This is a genomic window from Denitrovibrio acetiphilus DSM 12809, assembly GCF_000025725.1.
Classification (GTDB): domain Bacteria; phylum Chrysiogenota; class Deferribacteres; order Deferribacterales; family Geovibrionaceae; genus Denitrovibrio; species Denitrovibrio acetiphilus.
In genome coordinates, this window is record NC_013943.1 from 378,802 (window position 1) to 394,379 (window position 15,578).

At 43.9% G+C, this 15,578-nt stretch carries 12 protein-coding genes; all 12 read left to right on the plus strand.

Annotated features, from left to right (window positions below; genetic code table 11):
* Positions 1 to 10 precede the first annotated feature (10 nt).
* The 12 genes from rpoB (at position 11) to rpsS (ending at position 15,577) form a co-directional block, all read left to right on the plus strand.
* Entirely contained in the window at positions 11 to 4,006 is a 3,996-nt protein-coding gene (gene rpoB, locus DACET_RS01840; protein ID WP_013009710.1) for a DNA-directed RNA polymerase subunit beta, read from the plus strand.
* A complete protein-coding gene (rpoC, locus tag DACET_RS01845; protein ID WP_013009711.1) occupies positions 4,006 to 8,094 on the plus strand; it encodes a DNA-directed RNA polymerase subunit beta' in 4,089 nt (1,362 codons plus the stop codon). The genes rpoB and rpoC overlap by 1 nt, the downstream gene beginning before the upstream one ends.
* A gap of 298 nt (positions 8,095 to 8,392) precedes the next feature.
* Positions 8,393 to 8,764, plus strand: coding sequence for a 30S ribosomal protein S12 (rpsL, locus tag DACET_RS01850; protein ID WP_013009712.1), 372 nt, complete (start codon positions 8,393 to 8,395; stop codon positions 8,762 to 8,764).
* 14 nt (positions 8,765 to 8,778) lie between these two features.
* Entirely contained in the window at positions 8,779 to 9,249 is a 471-nt protein-coding gene (gene rpsG / locus DACET_RS01855) for a 30S ribosomal protein S7 (protein ID WP_013009713.1), read from the plus strand.
* 12 nt (positions 9,250 to 9,261) lie between these two features.
* Complete coding sequence (fusA, locus tag DACET_RS01860) at positions 9,262 to 11,334, plus strand: elongation factor G (RefSeq protein WP_013009714.1); 2,073 nt, start codon at positions 9,262 to 9,264, stop codon at positions 11,332 to 11,334.
* Positions 11,335 to 11,366: 32 nt separating this feature from the next.
* Positions 11,367 to 12,551 carry an elongation factor Tu gene (gene tuf / locus DACET_RS01865; RefSeq protein ID WP_013009702.1) on the plus strand — a complete coding sequence of 395 codons (1,185 nt, stop codon included), beginning with the start codon at positions 11,367 to 11,369 and terminating at the stop codon, positions 12,549 to 12,551.
* A gap of 13 nt (positions 12,552 to 12,564) precedes the next feature.
* Positions 12,565 to 12,873: a 30S ribosomal protein S10 gene (rpsJ, locus tag DACET_RS01870; protein ID WP_013009715.1), complete on the plus strand. Its 309-nt coding sequence runs from the start codon at positions 12,565 to 12,567 to the stop codon at positions 12,871 to 12,873.
* Between the two features lie 14 nt (positions 12,874 to 12,887).
* Positions 12,888 to 13,523, plus strand: coding sequence for a 50S ribosomal protein L3 (rplC, locus tag DACET_RS01875; protein WP_013009716.1), 636 nt, complete (start codon positions 12,888 to 12,890; stop codon positions 13,521 to 13,523).
* 12 nt (positions 13,524 to 13,535) lie between these two features.
* Positions 13,536 to 14,162 (plus strand): 50S ribosomal protein L4, encoded by a 627-nt coding sequence (rplD, locus tag DACET_RS01880; protein ID WP_013009717.1) that lies wholly within the window; start codon positions 13,536 to 13,538, stop codon positions 14,160 to 14,162.
* Positions 14,159 to 14,440, plus strand: a complete 282-nt coding sequence (locus DACET_RS01885; protein ID WP_013009718.1) for a 50S ribosomal protein L23 — start codon at positions 14,159 to 14,161, stop codon at positions 14,438 to 14,440. The genes rplD and DACET_RS01885 overlap by 4 nt, the downstream gene beginning before the upstream one ends.
* Before the next feature lie 15 nt (positions 14,441 to 14,455).
* Entirely contained in the window at positions 14,456 to 15,283 is an 828-nt protein-coding gene (rplB, locus tag DACET_RS01890) for a 50S ribosomal protein L2 (protein ID WP_013009719.1), read from the plus strand.
* 12 nt (positions 15,284 to 15,295) lie between these two features.
* On the plus strand, positions 15,296 to 15,577 hold the full coding sequence (gene rpsS / locus DACET_RS01895) for a 30S ribosomal protein S19 (protein ID WP_013009720.1): 282 nt from the start codon (positions 15,296 to 15,298) through the stop codon (positions 15,575 to 15,577).
* The last annotated feature ends 1 nt before the right edge of the window (position 15,578 follow it).

Consider the following 15,578-nt stretch of genomic DNA (forward strand, 5'->3'; position numbering starts at 1 on the left):
GGTGAAACGAATGTATTTGACCAGCAAACCCACCGAGAGACGTAACTTTTCAAGAATTCAGAAGGTTATAGACATCCCTGACCTTATTGAAGTTCAGAGAGATTCATATGTTGATTTCCTTCAGGCCGAATATACACCGGAGACTCGTGTTGTAAAAGGGCTAGAGGAAGTTTTTCGTGAGATTTTCCCAATAACCGATTTTAATGAAACTGCGGTATTGGAGTATATAAGCTATAGTATTGAAAAATATAAATATACTCCCGGTGAGGCCATTGACCGCAGCACAACCTTCGCTGCGCCGCTTAAGATAAAAGTCAGGCTGGTGACATATGATGTAAACGAAGAGACCGGCGAAAAAATGGTTGTCTCTGCGAAAGAGTCAGAAGTATATCTTTGCGATATACCTATGATGACGGACAGAGGTACTTTTGTCATAAATGGTGTTGAAAGGGTTATCGTTAACCAACTCCACCGTTCCCCCGGTATCTTCTTCGAAGATTTGACTGCATCCAAAGGTGTTATGGAAAAACACCTGTTTAGTGCGAGAATAATCCCCTATAGAGGTTCATGGATAGATTTCGACTTCGATTCTAAAAACATCATGTATGTTAGGATCGACAAAAAACGTAAAATACCAGTTACCGTTCTGCTAAAGGCGCTTGGCTATACAGAAAAAGATATTCTTGATACCTATTATACAAAAGAGAAAATAACTTTTGATGAAAGGGACAGAATCTTCAAAGAATTTAACGAGGACATCATCCTTGGTCTGCGCAACAGCCTTGATATTCTTGATAAAGAAGGCAACGTCGTTGTTAAAGCCAATCATAAGATTACCAAAGCAGCAAGAAAAAGAATGGTAAAAGCAGAGATCGAAAAAATCCCTGTTGCTTTTGAAGACATTGAACATACATTTTTTGCAGAAGATGTTGTAACTCCTGACGGCGAAGTGCTGATAGAGTCTAATACAGCTATAAGCGAAGAAATGTTTGATAAACTTAAAGAGAATAACATCAGAGAATTTCAGGTTCTCTTCATAGACAGACTTACATCAGACAGCATTATGCGTGACATCCTTGCTGTTGATAAAGTGAAGACACAGGAAGAAGCTCTTATCGACATATATAAGAAACTTCGCCCCGGCGAGCCTGCAACTGAGGAGACTGCTAAAACTCTCTTTGATAACCTCTTTTTTAACCCGAAAAGATACGACCTTTCCAAAGTTGGTCGTCTTAAAATAAATAAACGTCTTGGTCTCGATGTAGACCTTGATACAACAACCCTGACTGCTGAGGATATTGTTGAGACTGTGCGTGTTCTTGAGAACATTCGTAAAGGGCTTGATAAAGTAGATGATATAGATCACCTCGGACACAGAAGGGTAAGAGCTGCCGGTGAGCAGCTTCAGAACCATATACGGATCGGACTCTCCAGAATGGAGAAGACAGTTAAAGAGCGGATGAGCATACAGGATGTTGAGGATCTCACTCCTCAGGATCTGCTGAACGCTAAACCACTTTCTGCTTCCATTAAGGAATTCTTCGGAAGCTACCAGCTTTCACAGTTCATGGATCAGACTAATCCGCTTAGTGAGATCACTCACAAAAGAAGGCTGTCTGCCCTCGGACCTGGTGGTCTTAACCGTGACAGAGCAGGATTTGAAGTGCGTGACGTGCATACGTCTCACTACGGACGTATCTGCCCTATTGAAACTCCTGAAGGACCGAACATCGGTCTTATCACATCGCTGACTACGTTTGCTAAAGTGAATGAGTTCGGCTTCATTGAGACACCATACAGAAAAGTACATGACTGTGTTGTTTCAAATGATGTGGTTTATATGTCTGCTATTGAAGAAGAGGATTACTATGTCGCTCAGGCGAATGCTCCTCTGAACCCTGACGGTACATTCATCAGGGATTTCGTGGCTGCAAGATACCAAGGTGATTCACTCCTCACTGGTAAAGAAAATATCCAGTATATGGATATTTCACCTAAGCAGATAGTTTCAGTTTCCGCCGCGCTTATTCCGTTTCTTGAACACGACGATGCTAACCGTGCTCTGATGGGGTCAAACATGCAGCGTCAGGCTGTTCCTCTTGTCAGAACTGACTCACCTATAGTGGGGACAGGTATGGAAGGGAAAGTTGCTGTTGACTCTGGTGCGGTTATCACAGCGAAAAGACCGGGAGTTATTGAATATATAGATTCAGCTAAAATTGCAGTCAGATATAAAGACGGAGATGATTTCGGTCTTGATGTCTATGATCTGGTGAAATATAGAAGATCCAACCAGGATACATGTATCAACTATAAGCCTATTGTTAAACCGGGTGAGAAAGTTGAGCAGGGTGCCATGCTTGCCGGAGGACCAGCCACTGATAATGGTGAGCTTGCTCTCGGTCAGAACATGGTTCTCGCATTCATGCCGTGGATGGGTTACAACTATGAGGACTCCATTCTTATCTCTGAAAATGTTGTTAAAGAAGATAGATATACTTCTATACACATTGAGGAATTCGAGATTGAGGCAAGGGACACTAAGCTTGGACCTGAAGAGATAACTGCGGACATACCTAACGTGTCTGACGAAGCTTTGAAGGATCTTGACGAAAGCGGAATTATCCGCATCGGTGCGAGAGTTAAGCCCAGAGACATCCTTGTAGGTAAAGTTACACCGAAGGGTGAGACACAGGCGACTCCTGAAGAAAAACTGCTCAGAGCCATTTTCGGTGAGAAGGCAGGAGACGTAAAAGATGCATCTCTGAGAGTTCCGCCAAGTATTACAGGTACTGTTGTTGATGTACAGGTAATGACAAGAAGAGGCATTGAAAAGGACTCAAGAACAGAGATCATCGAAAAAGCTGAGTACGAGTCAATCCAGAAGGATTATGAAAGAGAGCTGAAAGCACTTGAGAAATCAAGAAATGATCAGATAAGCTCTTTCCTCGTAGGTAAAAAGCTTAAATCAGATTACTCTAATAATGAGATAAGGATTGCTAAAGATACAGAGCTCACCGCCGAGCTCGTTAAAGATTTTCTTTATACAGACCTTATTCAGATAGAAATAAATGAGCAGAGCGCATTTGAAGCACACATACAATCTGTAAATGGTCAGTATTTTGTAAAAGTGCAGGCCGCAGAGGAATATTTCAGAGATAAAAAGAAAAAAGTTGAGAAGGGCGATGAACTTCCGGCTGGTGTTCTAAAATCTGTGAAAGTATATGTAGCTATCAAAAGAAAGCTTTCTGTTGGTGACAAAATGGCTGGACGACACGGTAACAAAGGTGTTGTGTCCAGAATCCTCCCAGCAGAAGACATGCCATACCTGCCGGATGGTACACCTGTTGATGTAGTTATGAACCCCCTTGCGGTTCCTTCCCGTATGAACGTTGGACAGGTGCTTGAAGTGCATCTTGGCTGGGCTGGACGTAAGCTCGGAATGAAAGTTGCAACTGAAGTTTTTGACGGAGCCAGAGAATCTGACATTAAAAAAATGTTGGTTGAGGCCGGATTTCAGGAAGACGGACAGACAGTCCTTTACGATGGACGTACAGGCGAGCGGTTTGAGCAGGAAGTAACAGTCGGTGTTATGTATATCCTGAAACTTCACCACCTTGTTGATACTAAACTGCACGCACGGTCAACCGGCCCATACTCACTTGTTACACAGCAGCCTCTCGGTGGTAAAGCACAGTTTGGTGGGCAGAGGCTCGGAGAGATGGAGGTTTGGGCACTTGAGGCATACGGTGCTGCGAATGTCCTGCAGGAGATGCTTACTGTTAAGTCTGACGACGTTGAAGGACGTACAACAGTTTATGAAGCTATCGTTAACGGTAACTTCAGCTTTACTCCTAGCATGCCGGAGTCATTTAACGTTCTTATAAAAGAACTTCAGGGTCTTGCGTTGGATATGGATCTGCTCTCGATGGATGAGGACGGAGTTCTTCAGATGCCTGAGAATGATAATAAACATAATGACGATGATAATATGGAGGACTCATAATGGATAGAGTGAGTACCTTGGACAAGAAGAAGTCACAGTTTTTTGATGCTATTCGTATTAAAATAGCATCCCCTGAGAAGATCCTTTCATGGTCTTCAGGTGAAGTGACAAAACCTGAAACTATTAACTACCGTACATTCAAGCCTGAAAGAGATGGTTTGTTCTGTGCGAAAATCTTCGGACCAGTTAAAGACTGGGAGTGTCTCTGCGGTAAGTATAAACGTATGAAACACAGAGGCATCGTATGCGAAAAGTGCGGTGTTGAGGTTATCCAGTCGAAGGTGAGACGTGAGAGGATGGGGCATATCGACCTCGCTTCTCCTGTATGTCACATCTGGTTCTTTAAAGGGACACCCAGCCGTATAGGCTCCATACTTGACCTTTCTATAAAAGATATAGAGAGAATCATCTACTTCGAGTCATACATCGTTACTGATCCTAAAAATACTCCGCTGAAAGAGCGTGAGCTGCTGACTGAAGACAGATACCGTAAACTTGTAGAAGAGCTGGGTATCGGATCTTTTGAAGCTAAAATCGGTGCTGAGGCTATCAAAGACCTCCTTAAAAAAGTCGATCTCGACCTTCTGCTCATAGAGCTGAAAGAGGAGCTCCGTGATACCACAAGTATGCAGAAAAAGCTCAAGCTTGCTAAAAGGCTGAGAGTTGTTGAGGCGTTCCGTAAATCCGGCAACAAACCGGAGTGGATGATACTTGATGTTCTGCCGGTTATTCCGCCGGAACTTCGCCCGCTTGTTCCTCTGGACGGCGGACGCTTTGCAACATCCGACCTTAACGACCTTTACAGAAGGGTTATCAACAGAAATAACAGATTGAAAAAGCTCATGGAACTTAACGCTCCTGAGATTATTATAAGAAATGAGAAACGTATGCTTCAGGAAGCTGTCGATGCACTGTTTGACAACGGTCGTCGTGGTCGGGTGATTCGCAGCTCTAACAAGCGCCCTCTTAAATCCCTTTCAGATATGATCAAAGGTAAGCAGGGTCGTTTCCGTCAAAACCTTCTTGGTAAGAGGGTTGACTATTCAGGACGTTCCGTTATTGTTGCGGGACCTACCCTGAACATGCACCAGTGCGGTATTCCTAAAATAATGGCGCTGGAGCTTTTCAAACCTTTCCTCTACTACAAGCTTGAAAAAGAGAGAGGCATTGCCTCCACAATTAAACAAGCTAAAAAGATGGTTGAGGAGCAGAGACCAGAAGTATGGGACGTGCTGGAAGAGGTTATTAAGGAACATCCTGTAATGCTCAATCGTGCCCCCACACTGCACAGGCTCGGTATTCAGGCATTTGAGCCTGTACTTATAGAAGGTAAAGCTATCCGTCTTCACCCCCTCGTTTGTCCTGCGTTTAACGCTGACTTTGACGGTGACCAGATGGCTGTACACGTACCGCTTTCTTATGAAGCACAGCTTGAAGCACGTACGTTGATGCTTGCTTCCTACAACATTTTGTCCCCTGCGCACGGTAAACCGCTTGCAGTTCCTACGCAGGATATGGTTCTCGGTATATATTATCTCACACGTGAGATGAGAAATGCTATCGGTGCAGGGAAAACTTTCTCCAGCACAAACGAAGTTATGATCGCACTGGATCATGGCAAAGTTGATATGCATGCTGAGATCAAAGTACGTATAAACGGTAAATACTATGACACAATTCCCGGCAGGATAATACTTTACTCTATTGTTCCTGAAGGGATTGAATTTGATGTTGTGAATAAGCTGTTTGGCAAAAAAGATCTCGTGACACTTGTAGACACTGTTTACAAGCGTCTCGGCAACTACCATACAGTAAACTTCCTTGATGCACTCAAAAACCTTGGTTTCAGCTATGCTGCTAAAGCCGGTTACTCCATATGTATTGATGACCTTATCATCCCTGCTGAGAAGCAGGATCTTATTGATCAGGCAAATACAAAAGTGCGCGAGATTGACGAACACTACCGTGAAGGTGCACTTACATCAGGTGAGCGTTACAACCAGATCATTGACACATGGTCTACTACCAACGACACTATTACAGACAAGCTGATGAAAACTATCCAGAACATCGGTGGTGACAAGTCTAAAACTGAAAAGCGTGAACGCTTTTATAACCCTATATACGTTATGGCGCACTCAGGTGCGAGGGGTTCTAAGGCGCAGATTTCACAGCTTGCAGGGATGAGGGGGCTGATGGCCAAGCCGTCTGGTGAGATCATTGAGACACCTATTATATCTAATTTCCGTGAAGGGCTGACAGTACTTCAGTATTTCATCTCTACTCACGGTGCTCGTAAAGGTCTTGCGGATACAGCCCTTAAGACAGCGAACTCAGGTTATCTTACAAGAAGACTTGTTGACGTTGCTCAGGATGTTATCATATCAATTGACGACTGTCAGACCATTAAAGGTATCGAAATATCTGCCCTTATGGAAGGTTCTGAAATAGTTGAGTCACTTGGCGAGCGTATTTACGGACGTTACACACTTGAAGACATTTATGATACTGTGACAGATGATCTTATCGTAGAAGGTAACTCACTTATCACAGGTGATATCGTTAAAAAGATAGAAAGAGCTGGTATCGACAGAGTGAAGGTTCGCTCCGTTCTTACCTGTGAGGCAAAACATGGCGCATGTAAATATTGCTATGGGCTTGATCTCGCAACCCGCAGGGAAGTAGAAACAGGTGAAGCTGTGGGTATTATAGCAGCCCAGTCCATCGGTGAACCTGGTACACAGCTTACTATGAGAACTTTCCACATTGGTGGTGCTGCGTCATCATCTGCTGAGCAGTCCAGCCTTAACGCTAAGATAGGTGGCCGTATTGCTACTGAAGAGATGAAGATTGTTGACAACAGATATGGAGAGCCGACTGTACTTAATAGAAATGGTTTACTTAAAATCATAGACCCCGAAGGGCGTGTTCTTGAGAAGTATAACATCGCTTATGGTACAAAACTTCATGCAAAAGAGGGCGATCTTGTTAAGCAGGGCGCACTTATAGCTGAGTGGGATCCTTATGCTGCTGTAATTATGACAGAGTTCAAAGGTCGTGTTGCATTCGGCGATATTGTTGAAGGGGAAACTCTTAAAGAAGATATCGACTCCATCACAGGTCTGTCTCAGAAAGTAATTATCAGTAACACAAGGGGACGTAAGCAACCTCGTGTTTCTATTAAGGATGAGAATAATAAAACTGTTCAGCGATACATCCTCCCCGTTGGTGCGAACATTATGGTTGAGGAGAATGACGAGATCCTGCCTGGTGATATAGTGGCTAAAATACCTCGTGATACTCAGAAGACTAAAGATATTACAGTTGGTCTTCCTAGGGTAGCAGAGCTTTTTGAAGCAAGAAAACCTAAAGATCCTGCGGTTATCGCGGAGATCGACGGTATTGTGACTATAGAAAATACAGCAAGAGGTCTCAGGAAACTGACCATCACGAACGAAGAAACGGGTGTTAAAAAGAGTTATAATATTTCTGTACAGAGATACATCAATGTACACGAAGGTGACAGGGTGAAAGCTGGTGAGGCGCTCATAGATGGTCTTATCAACCCTCACGATATCCTTGCTGTACTCGGTGAAGAAGCTCTGGAAAGATACCTCGTGGATGAAATTCAGGAAGTTTATCGTAAGCAGGGTGTGCATATTAACGACAAACACATTGAAGTAATTGCACGTCAGATGCTTAAGAAAATCATCGTTGAAGATCCGGGTGACTCTAACTTTATGCCTAACGAAGAAGTCTACAAGGCTGAATTCGTTAAGGTTTATCAGGAGACACTTGATAAAGGTCTCAGACCTCCTCAAGGTAGATCTATTCTTCAGGGGATTACAAAAGCTGCTCTTAACACACAGAGTTTTATCTCTGCTGCTTCATTCCAGGAGACAACAAGAGTGCTCACGGATGCGGCTTGTTCAGGTAAGCTTGATGAACTGAGAGGACTTAAAGAGAATGTTATTATGGGTAAACTGATACCTGCCGGTACAGGTTCTAAACACATATGTAACACTAAATACAAGTTTCTCAGACCAAATCCGGAAGCAGAGACATCTGCATCTGGTGAAGTAAAATAAAGTTGCTTTAGATATATTTTTAAGGGGAGCATTTGCTCCCCTTTTCTTTTGAGTCTTCTACGTCAGGGTCACATTCACCCTGCGAATGGCTGTTCAGCATCAGAACCACCGATTACTTCAAAACTAGCTAAACGCAACTCTGCATAGTGTTTCCGGCAGGAATACACAGTGGATTGCAAATATCAATATAATACTTGACAATACTTGCTTGTATTGGTAGATTACATGCTCTTTCGCCCTAGAGATGGGAGGATTACGTCTTGTCTCAGGGTAAAAGAAATATAAAGGAGGTGCGACGTTGCCTACACTTAACCAGTTAGTTAGAAAAGGCAGGAAGAAACAGGTTGAAAAAACCAAGTCGCCCGCCCTTCAGGGGAACCCTCAGAGAAGAGGAGTTTGCACAAGGGTTTACACAACTACACCTAAGAAACCTAACTCGGCTCTTAGAAAAGTTGCAAGGGTAAGACTTACTTCCGGCATAGAAGTAACAGCCTACATTCCAGGTATCGGTCACAATCTTCAGGAGCACTCAGTTGTTCTTGTTAGGGGTGGCAGGGTAAAAGACCTTCCCGGTGTACGTTATAAGATCGTAAGGGGAGCACTTGACACAGAAGGTGTTAAGAACAGAAAGCAGAGCCGTTCCAAATACGGCGTTAAAAAACCTAAGTAAGAAGGTGTATTAATATGGCAAGGAGAAGAGTAGCTAAAAAACGTGAGGTCCTCGGCGACCCCGTTTACAGCGACACTCTGGTGACAAAGTTTATCAACAGTCTGATGTATGATGGTAAAAAATCTGTCGCTGAGAGAGTATTCTACAAGACGCTCGATACAATCAAAGAGCGTACCGGTAAGGAAGGTATTGAAGTCTTCCGCCAGGCTGTTGAGAATGTGAAACCGGCACTTGAGGTTAAATCAAGAAGAGTTGGTGGTGCCACATATCAGGTGCCAATCGAAGTTCGTTCTGTTAGAAAACAGGCACTTAGTATTCGATGGCTGATAGCAGCTGCAAGAGGCAAAAAAGAGAGAACAATGGTTGATCGTCTCTCTGGCGAGCTTATGGACGCTGCTGAAGGCAAAGGTATCGCTTTCAAAAAGAAAGAAGATACACATAAAATGGCAGAAGCAAACAGAGCTTTTGCTCACTTTAGATGGTAATGGAGGATCTGCGTGGCTAGAAAAGTTGCTCTCGATATGCAGAGAAACATTGGTATCATGGCCCACATTGATGCCGGGAAAACTACTACAACTGAAAGGATTCTCTTTTACACTGGTGTAAACTACAAAATCGGTGAAGTGCACGACGGTAATGCAACAATGGACTGGATGGAACAGGAGCAGGAGCGTGGTATCACTATCACATCCGCTACTACTCAGTGTTTCTGGAAAGACCACCGCATTAACATTATCGACACACCGGGACACGTTGACTTTACTATTGAAGTTGAACGTTCCCTTAAAGTGCTCGACAGTGCGTGTGCAGTTTTCTGTGCAGTTGGCGGGGTAGAACCTCAGTCTGAAACTGTATGGAGACAAGCCGATAAATATAAAGTACCGAGAATCGCCTTTGTCAACAAGATGGACAGAACAGGCGCAAATTTCTTTAATGTTGTTAATCAGCTTAAAGAGAGACTCGGTGCAAACCCTGTGCCTATTCAGCTCCCTATCGGCGCTGAAGAAAAGTTCGAGGGTGTTATAGACCTCGTAGAGATGAAGGCTGTCATCTGGAACGGAGAGGAGCTCGGTGCTTCTTTTGACGTTGTTGACATCCCCGCAGAATATAAAGAGCAGGCCGAAGAGTACAGAACTGCACTCATCGAAGCTGTTGCTGATTCTGACGAGGCTCTCATGGAGAAATACTTCGAAGGCGAAGAGCTTACTGTAGACGAGATAAAAGCCGGTATCAGAAAATGTGTTATAAATATTTCCTTCATACCTGTGCTTTGCGGGACAGCCTTTAAAAATAAAGGTGTTCAGACTCTTCTCGATGCTGTTACTATGTATATGCCGTCTCCGCTTGATGTTCCGGCTATCAAAGGTATTAACCCTGATACTGAGCAGGAAGAAGAGAGACCGGCTGATGATAACGCACCGTTTTCAGCTCTTGCTTTTAAAATTATGACAGACCCTTATATGGGACAGCTTACTTACTTCAGAGTTTATTCCGGTAAACTCGAAGCGGGCAGCTATGTCGTAAACTCCACAAAAGACAAGAAAGAACGTGTCGGACGTCTTCTTAAAATGCACGCCGACAAACGTGAAGAGATCAAAGATATCTATGCTGGTGATATTTGCGCCACTGTAGGTCTTAAGTATACAACTACTGGTGATACACTCTCTGATCCTGACCATAGAGTCATACTTGAGTCTATGACCTTCCCTGATCCTGTTATATCCGTAGCAGTTGAGCCTAAGTCAAAAGGCGATCAGGAAAAGCTTTCACAGGCTCTCCAGAAGCTTGCTCAGGAAGACCCGTCTTTCAGAGTTAAAGTCGATGAAGAAACTGGTCAGACAATTATTTCCGGTATGGGTGAGCTTCATCTTGAAATCATCGTTGATAGAATGATGAGAGAATTCAAGGTTGAAGCAAATGTTGGTAATCCTCAGGTTGCTTACCGTGAGGCAATTACTAAGTCTGTGTCCGGTGAAGGAAAATACATTAAGCAGTCTGGTGGTCGTGGTCAGTATGGTCACGTATGTCTGGAACTTCATCCGCTTAAACCAGGTGAAGGGTTTGTATTCGAGAACAAAATCGTTGGTGGTTCTGTTCCTAGAGAGTATATCCCTGCTATTGAGAAAGGTATCGAAGAGTCACTCTCTAACGGCTGTCTTGCAGGTTACCCTGTGGAAGATATCAAGGCTGTTCTGTTTGATGGTTCTTACCACGATGTCGACTCAAACGAGATGGCGTTTAAAATCGCTGCATCTATGGCATTCAAAGATCTGTCCAAAAAGGCAGGGCCCGTTATTCTTGAACCTATCATGAAGGTTGAAGTTGTTGCACCTGATGAATACACAGGTGATGTTATGGGTGACCTTAGCTCCAGAAGGGGTAAGGTTGAAGGGATGGATATGAGAGGCGGCGCTCAAGTCATCAAATGTATGGTTCCGCTTAAGGAGATGTTCGGTTATGCAACTCAGCTGAGGTCTATTACACAGGGTAGAGCTACTTACTCTATGCATTTCGACCACTACACTCAGGTGCCTAACAACGTCGCCGAAGAAATAATGAAAACTAACTAAAATAAATATTTTAAATTTTTGGAGGACCTATAATGGCCAAGGCAAAATTTGAAAGGAAGAAACCTCACGTAAACGTGGGTACAATCGGTCACGTAGACCATGGTAAAACAACCCTTACAGCCGCAATGACAACAGTTCTTAGTAAGCGCGGTTTTTGTGAGGCAGTGGATTTCGCAAATATCGACAAAGCTCCAGAAGAGCGTGAGCGCGGTATAACCATTGCGACATCTCACGTCGAATACGAATCAGAAGTTCGCCACTACGCACACGTAGACTGTCCGGGTCACGCGGATTATGTAAAAAACATGATCACAGGTGCCGCACAGATGGACGGAGCAATTCTTGTAGTAAGTGCATCTGACGGTCCTATGCCTCAGACACGTGAGCACATCCTTCTTGCACGTCAGGTAGGAGTTCCTACGATAGTAGTCTTCATGAACAAATGTGACATGGTAGACGACGAAGAGCTTCTTGAGCTTGTAGAGCTTGAGATCCGTGATCTTCTCAGTGCTTATGAGTTTCCTGGCGATGATACACCAATCATTCAGGGATCAGCTCTTAAAGCTCTTGAAGGTGATGTAGCTTATGAAGAGAAAATAATAGAGCTTGTCCAGGCACTTGATGATTTCATTCCTGAACCTGAGCGTGACATAGATAAGCCTTTTATTATGCCTATCGAGGATGTATTTTCAATTTCCGGACGTGGTACAGTTGTGACAGGACGTATTGAGCGTGGAGTTGTAAAAGTATCTGAAGAGATTGAGATCGTAGGTATTAAAGATACAGTAAAGACAGTAGTAACCGGAGTTGAGATGTTCCGTAAACTTCTTGATCAGGGTGAGGCTGGAGATAATGTCGGAGTACTTCTCCGTGGTATCAAGAAAGATGACGTAGAGCGTGGTCAGGTGCTTGCTAAGCCAGGTTCCATCACCCCTCACCGTAAGTTTAAAGCAGAAGCTTATATCCTTACTAAAGAGGAAGGCGGCCGCCACACCCCATTTTTCACAGGCTACCGTCCACAGTTCTATTTCAGAACTACAGACGTGACAGGCATCATCACACTTCCTGAGGGAGTAGAGATGGTAATGCCTGGTGACAACATCTCTTGTGATGTGGAGCTTATCACTCCGATTGCAATGGACGCAGGTCTTCGTTTCGCTATCCGTGAGGGTGGTAGAACAGTTGGTGCCGGTGTTGTAACAGAGATATCTGAGTAACCCCGAGGACCTAATGGAAAATCAAAAGATAAGAATTAAACTGAAAGCTTTCGATTACAAAATACTGGACAAGGCAGTGAAGGACATAGTCAGCACTGCTAAACGTACAGGTGCAGAGGTTGTTGGACCTATCCCGCTTCCTACCCGTATCGAAAAGTTTACAGTTCTCAGGTCTCCACACGTTAACAAAAAAGCGAGAGATCAGTTTGAAGTAAGGACACACAAGAGGCTCATCGACATCTTTGAGCACAACCCTCAGACTATTGATGCCCTTATGAAACTCGAACTTTCTGCCGGCGTTGACGTAGAAATAAAACTTTAAAAGGTTAAAGAGAAATGGCAAAAGCAATTATTGGTAAGAAAGTAGGAATGACACAGGTCTTTAATGAAGACGGTACTGTTGTGCCTGTCACCGTCGTGCTTGCGGGCCCCTGTGTTGTTACCGAAGTAAGAACAGAAGAAAAGGACGGGTACTCTGCCATTCAGCTGGGTTTTGATGAAATTGTTAAAGAAACAAGAGTAAACAAACCCATGGCCGGTTATTTCAAAAAGCAGGGCGTTAAGCCTATGAAGTTCCTGAAAGAATTCAGGGGCGAAGCTGGGGAGATAACAGTGGGTCAGCAGGTTGATGTTAATGTCTTCGAGGAAGGCGATCTCGTAGACGTTCAGGGTACCTCAATAGGTAAAGGCTTTCAGGGTGTAATGAAGCGTCACGGCTTTGCTGGTGGACCTAAAACACACGGTTCTCACTTCCATAGAGCTCCTGGTTCTATTGGTATGTGTGAGTTTCCAGGTGAAACCCCTAAAGGCAGAAAGATGCCCGGAAGGATGGGTGGCAAAAAAGTCACTGTACAGAATCTCTCCGTGGTGAAAGTAATCCCAGAAACTAACCTGCTGCTTGTAAAAGGTGCTATCCCAGGCCATGATGATGCAATTGTATACATCAAAGAAGCAGTTAAGGCTAAGAAGTAATCAGAGGAACTAATGGCTACTTTTGACGTTAAAAACGTAAAAAACGAAACAGTAGGGACGATTGATCTGAGTGACGAAATTATGTCATATCCTGTAAAATCCTCCCTCATGCACGAAGTTGTAATTATGCAACTCGCAAACAGAAGAGCCGGTACTCATTCTACTCTGAACAGGGCAAAGATGAAGGGCGGTAGAGGTGCAAAACCTTGGAGACAAAAAGGTACAGGTCGCGCAAGATCTGGTTCCAGAAAATCTCCTATCTGGAGAGGCGGAGCTACATGCTTTGGTCCTCAGCCAAGAGACTACTCCTACAGCATGCCTAAGAAAAAGATTAAGAATGCTCTTAAATCCGCTATCAGAGCGAAGACAGAGGCCGGTGCAGTACATATACTCGATGCTCTCAGTGTAGAGAACGGGAAGACTAAAGAAGCAGTTGAAATCCTTAAGAATTTCGCTGCAGACAGAAAGGTACTTATCGTATTTAAGGAGCTTGACGACAAAGCAGTATGTGCTTTCCGCAATATTCCATACGTAGACCTTCTCGATGTTAACGGTCTTAACGTTTATGATGTAATCAACTCCAGAACAATCCTTGTTTGCAAGGATGCAGTTGAACGCATTCAGGAGGTGCTCGTATGATAACTATCTATGATGTTATTAAAAAGCCTATTATCACAGAGAAAGCTGTTGAGGCTAAAGAGACCCTTAATCAAGTAACCTTCGCTGTTGATCCGAGAGCTACAAAGCTTCAGATCAAACAGGCAGTACAAAAACTGTTTGATGTTAAGGTGAAAGATGTCAGAACTATGAACACCAAAGGTAAAGAGAAACGTTTCGGACGCACAACAGGCAAAAGAAACGATACTAAAAAAGCAATTGTTGTTCTGGCTGATGGCGAAACACTGGAGTTTGTATAAGAGAGGATACCTTAGATGGGAATTAAGAAGTTTAAACCGACTTCAGATGGTGTTAGGTTTAGAACCAACAGTGATTTTCAGGATGTTACAGCTTCAAAGCCTGAAAAATCACTTCTCGCCCCAAAGCACAACAAAGCAGGTCGTAACAACCACGGCCGCATTACAGTTAGGCATCAGGGTGGCGGTAATAAACAGAAATATCGTCTGATAGACTTTAAAAGAAATAAAGACGGGATTGCAGCGAACGTAAAAACAATCGAATACGATCCAAACAGAAGTGCAAGAATTGCTCTTGTCTTCTATGCAGATGGTGAGAAAAGATATATACTCGCTCCAACAGGTCTTAAAGTAGGCGATCAGGTTCTTAGTGGCGAGCAAGCCGACATTAAACTCGGTAATGCTAAAATGCTGAAAGACCTGCCCGTCGGGACAGTAATACATAACGTGGAAATGAGGCCCGGGAAAGGCGGACAGCTTGCCCGTTCCGCAGGAACATACGCACAGCTTCTCGCTAAAGAGGGAACCTATTGCCACGTCCGCATGCCTTCAGGTGAAATCAGACTCATTAAAGCTGAGTGTAAAGCCAGCATAGGTCAGGTTTCTAACCAAGAGCATGAGAACATTAAAATCGGAAAAGCGGGCCGGTCCCGTTGGAAAGGCGTTCGTCCTACCGTTCGTGGTGTTGCCATGAACCCAATCGATCACCCACACGGTGGTGGTGAAGGTAGAACCAGTGGTGGTCGTCACCCAGTTACTCCTTGGGGTGTTCCTACAAAGGGATACAAAACAAGGAAGAAGAACAAACCGTCCAACAAGTACATCGTTACCCGCAGGAAGAAGTAGGAGGATTGACTAGTGCCTAGATCGCTAAAGAAAGGCCCGTTTATAGATGACCACCTCATGAAGAAGGTGACAGCAGCTAAAGAGAGCGGCGATAAGAAAGTCATCAAGACATGGTCAAGAAGAAGTACAGTACTTCCTGATATGGTCGGGCTTACATTTGCCGTACATAACGGAAACAAGTTCGTACCAGTTTATGTTACTGAAAATATGGTGGGACACAAACTCGGTGAGTTTTCCCTTACCAGAACCTTCAGAGGGCATAAGAAAGACGATAAAAAAGTAAAGGGTAGATAAG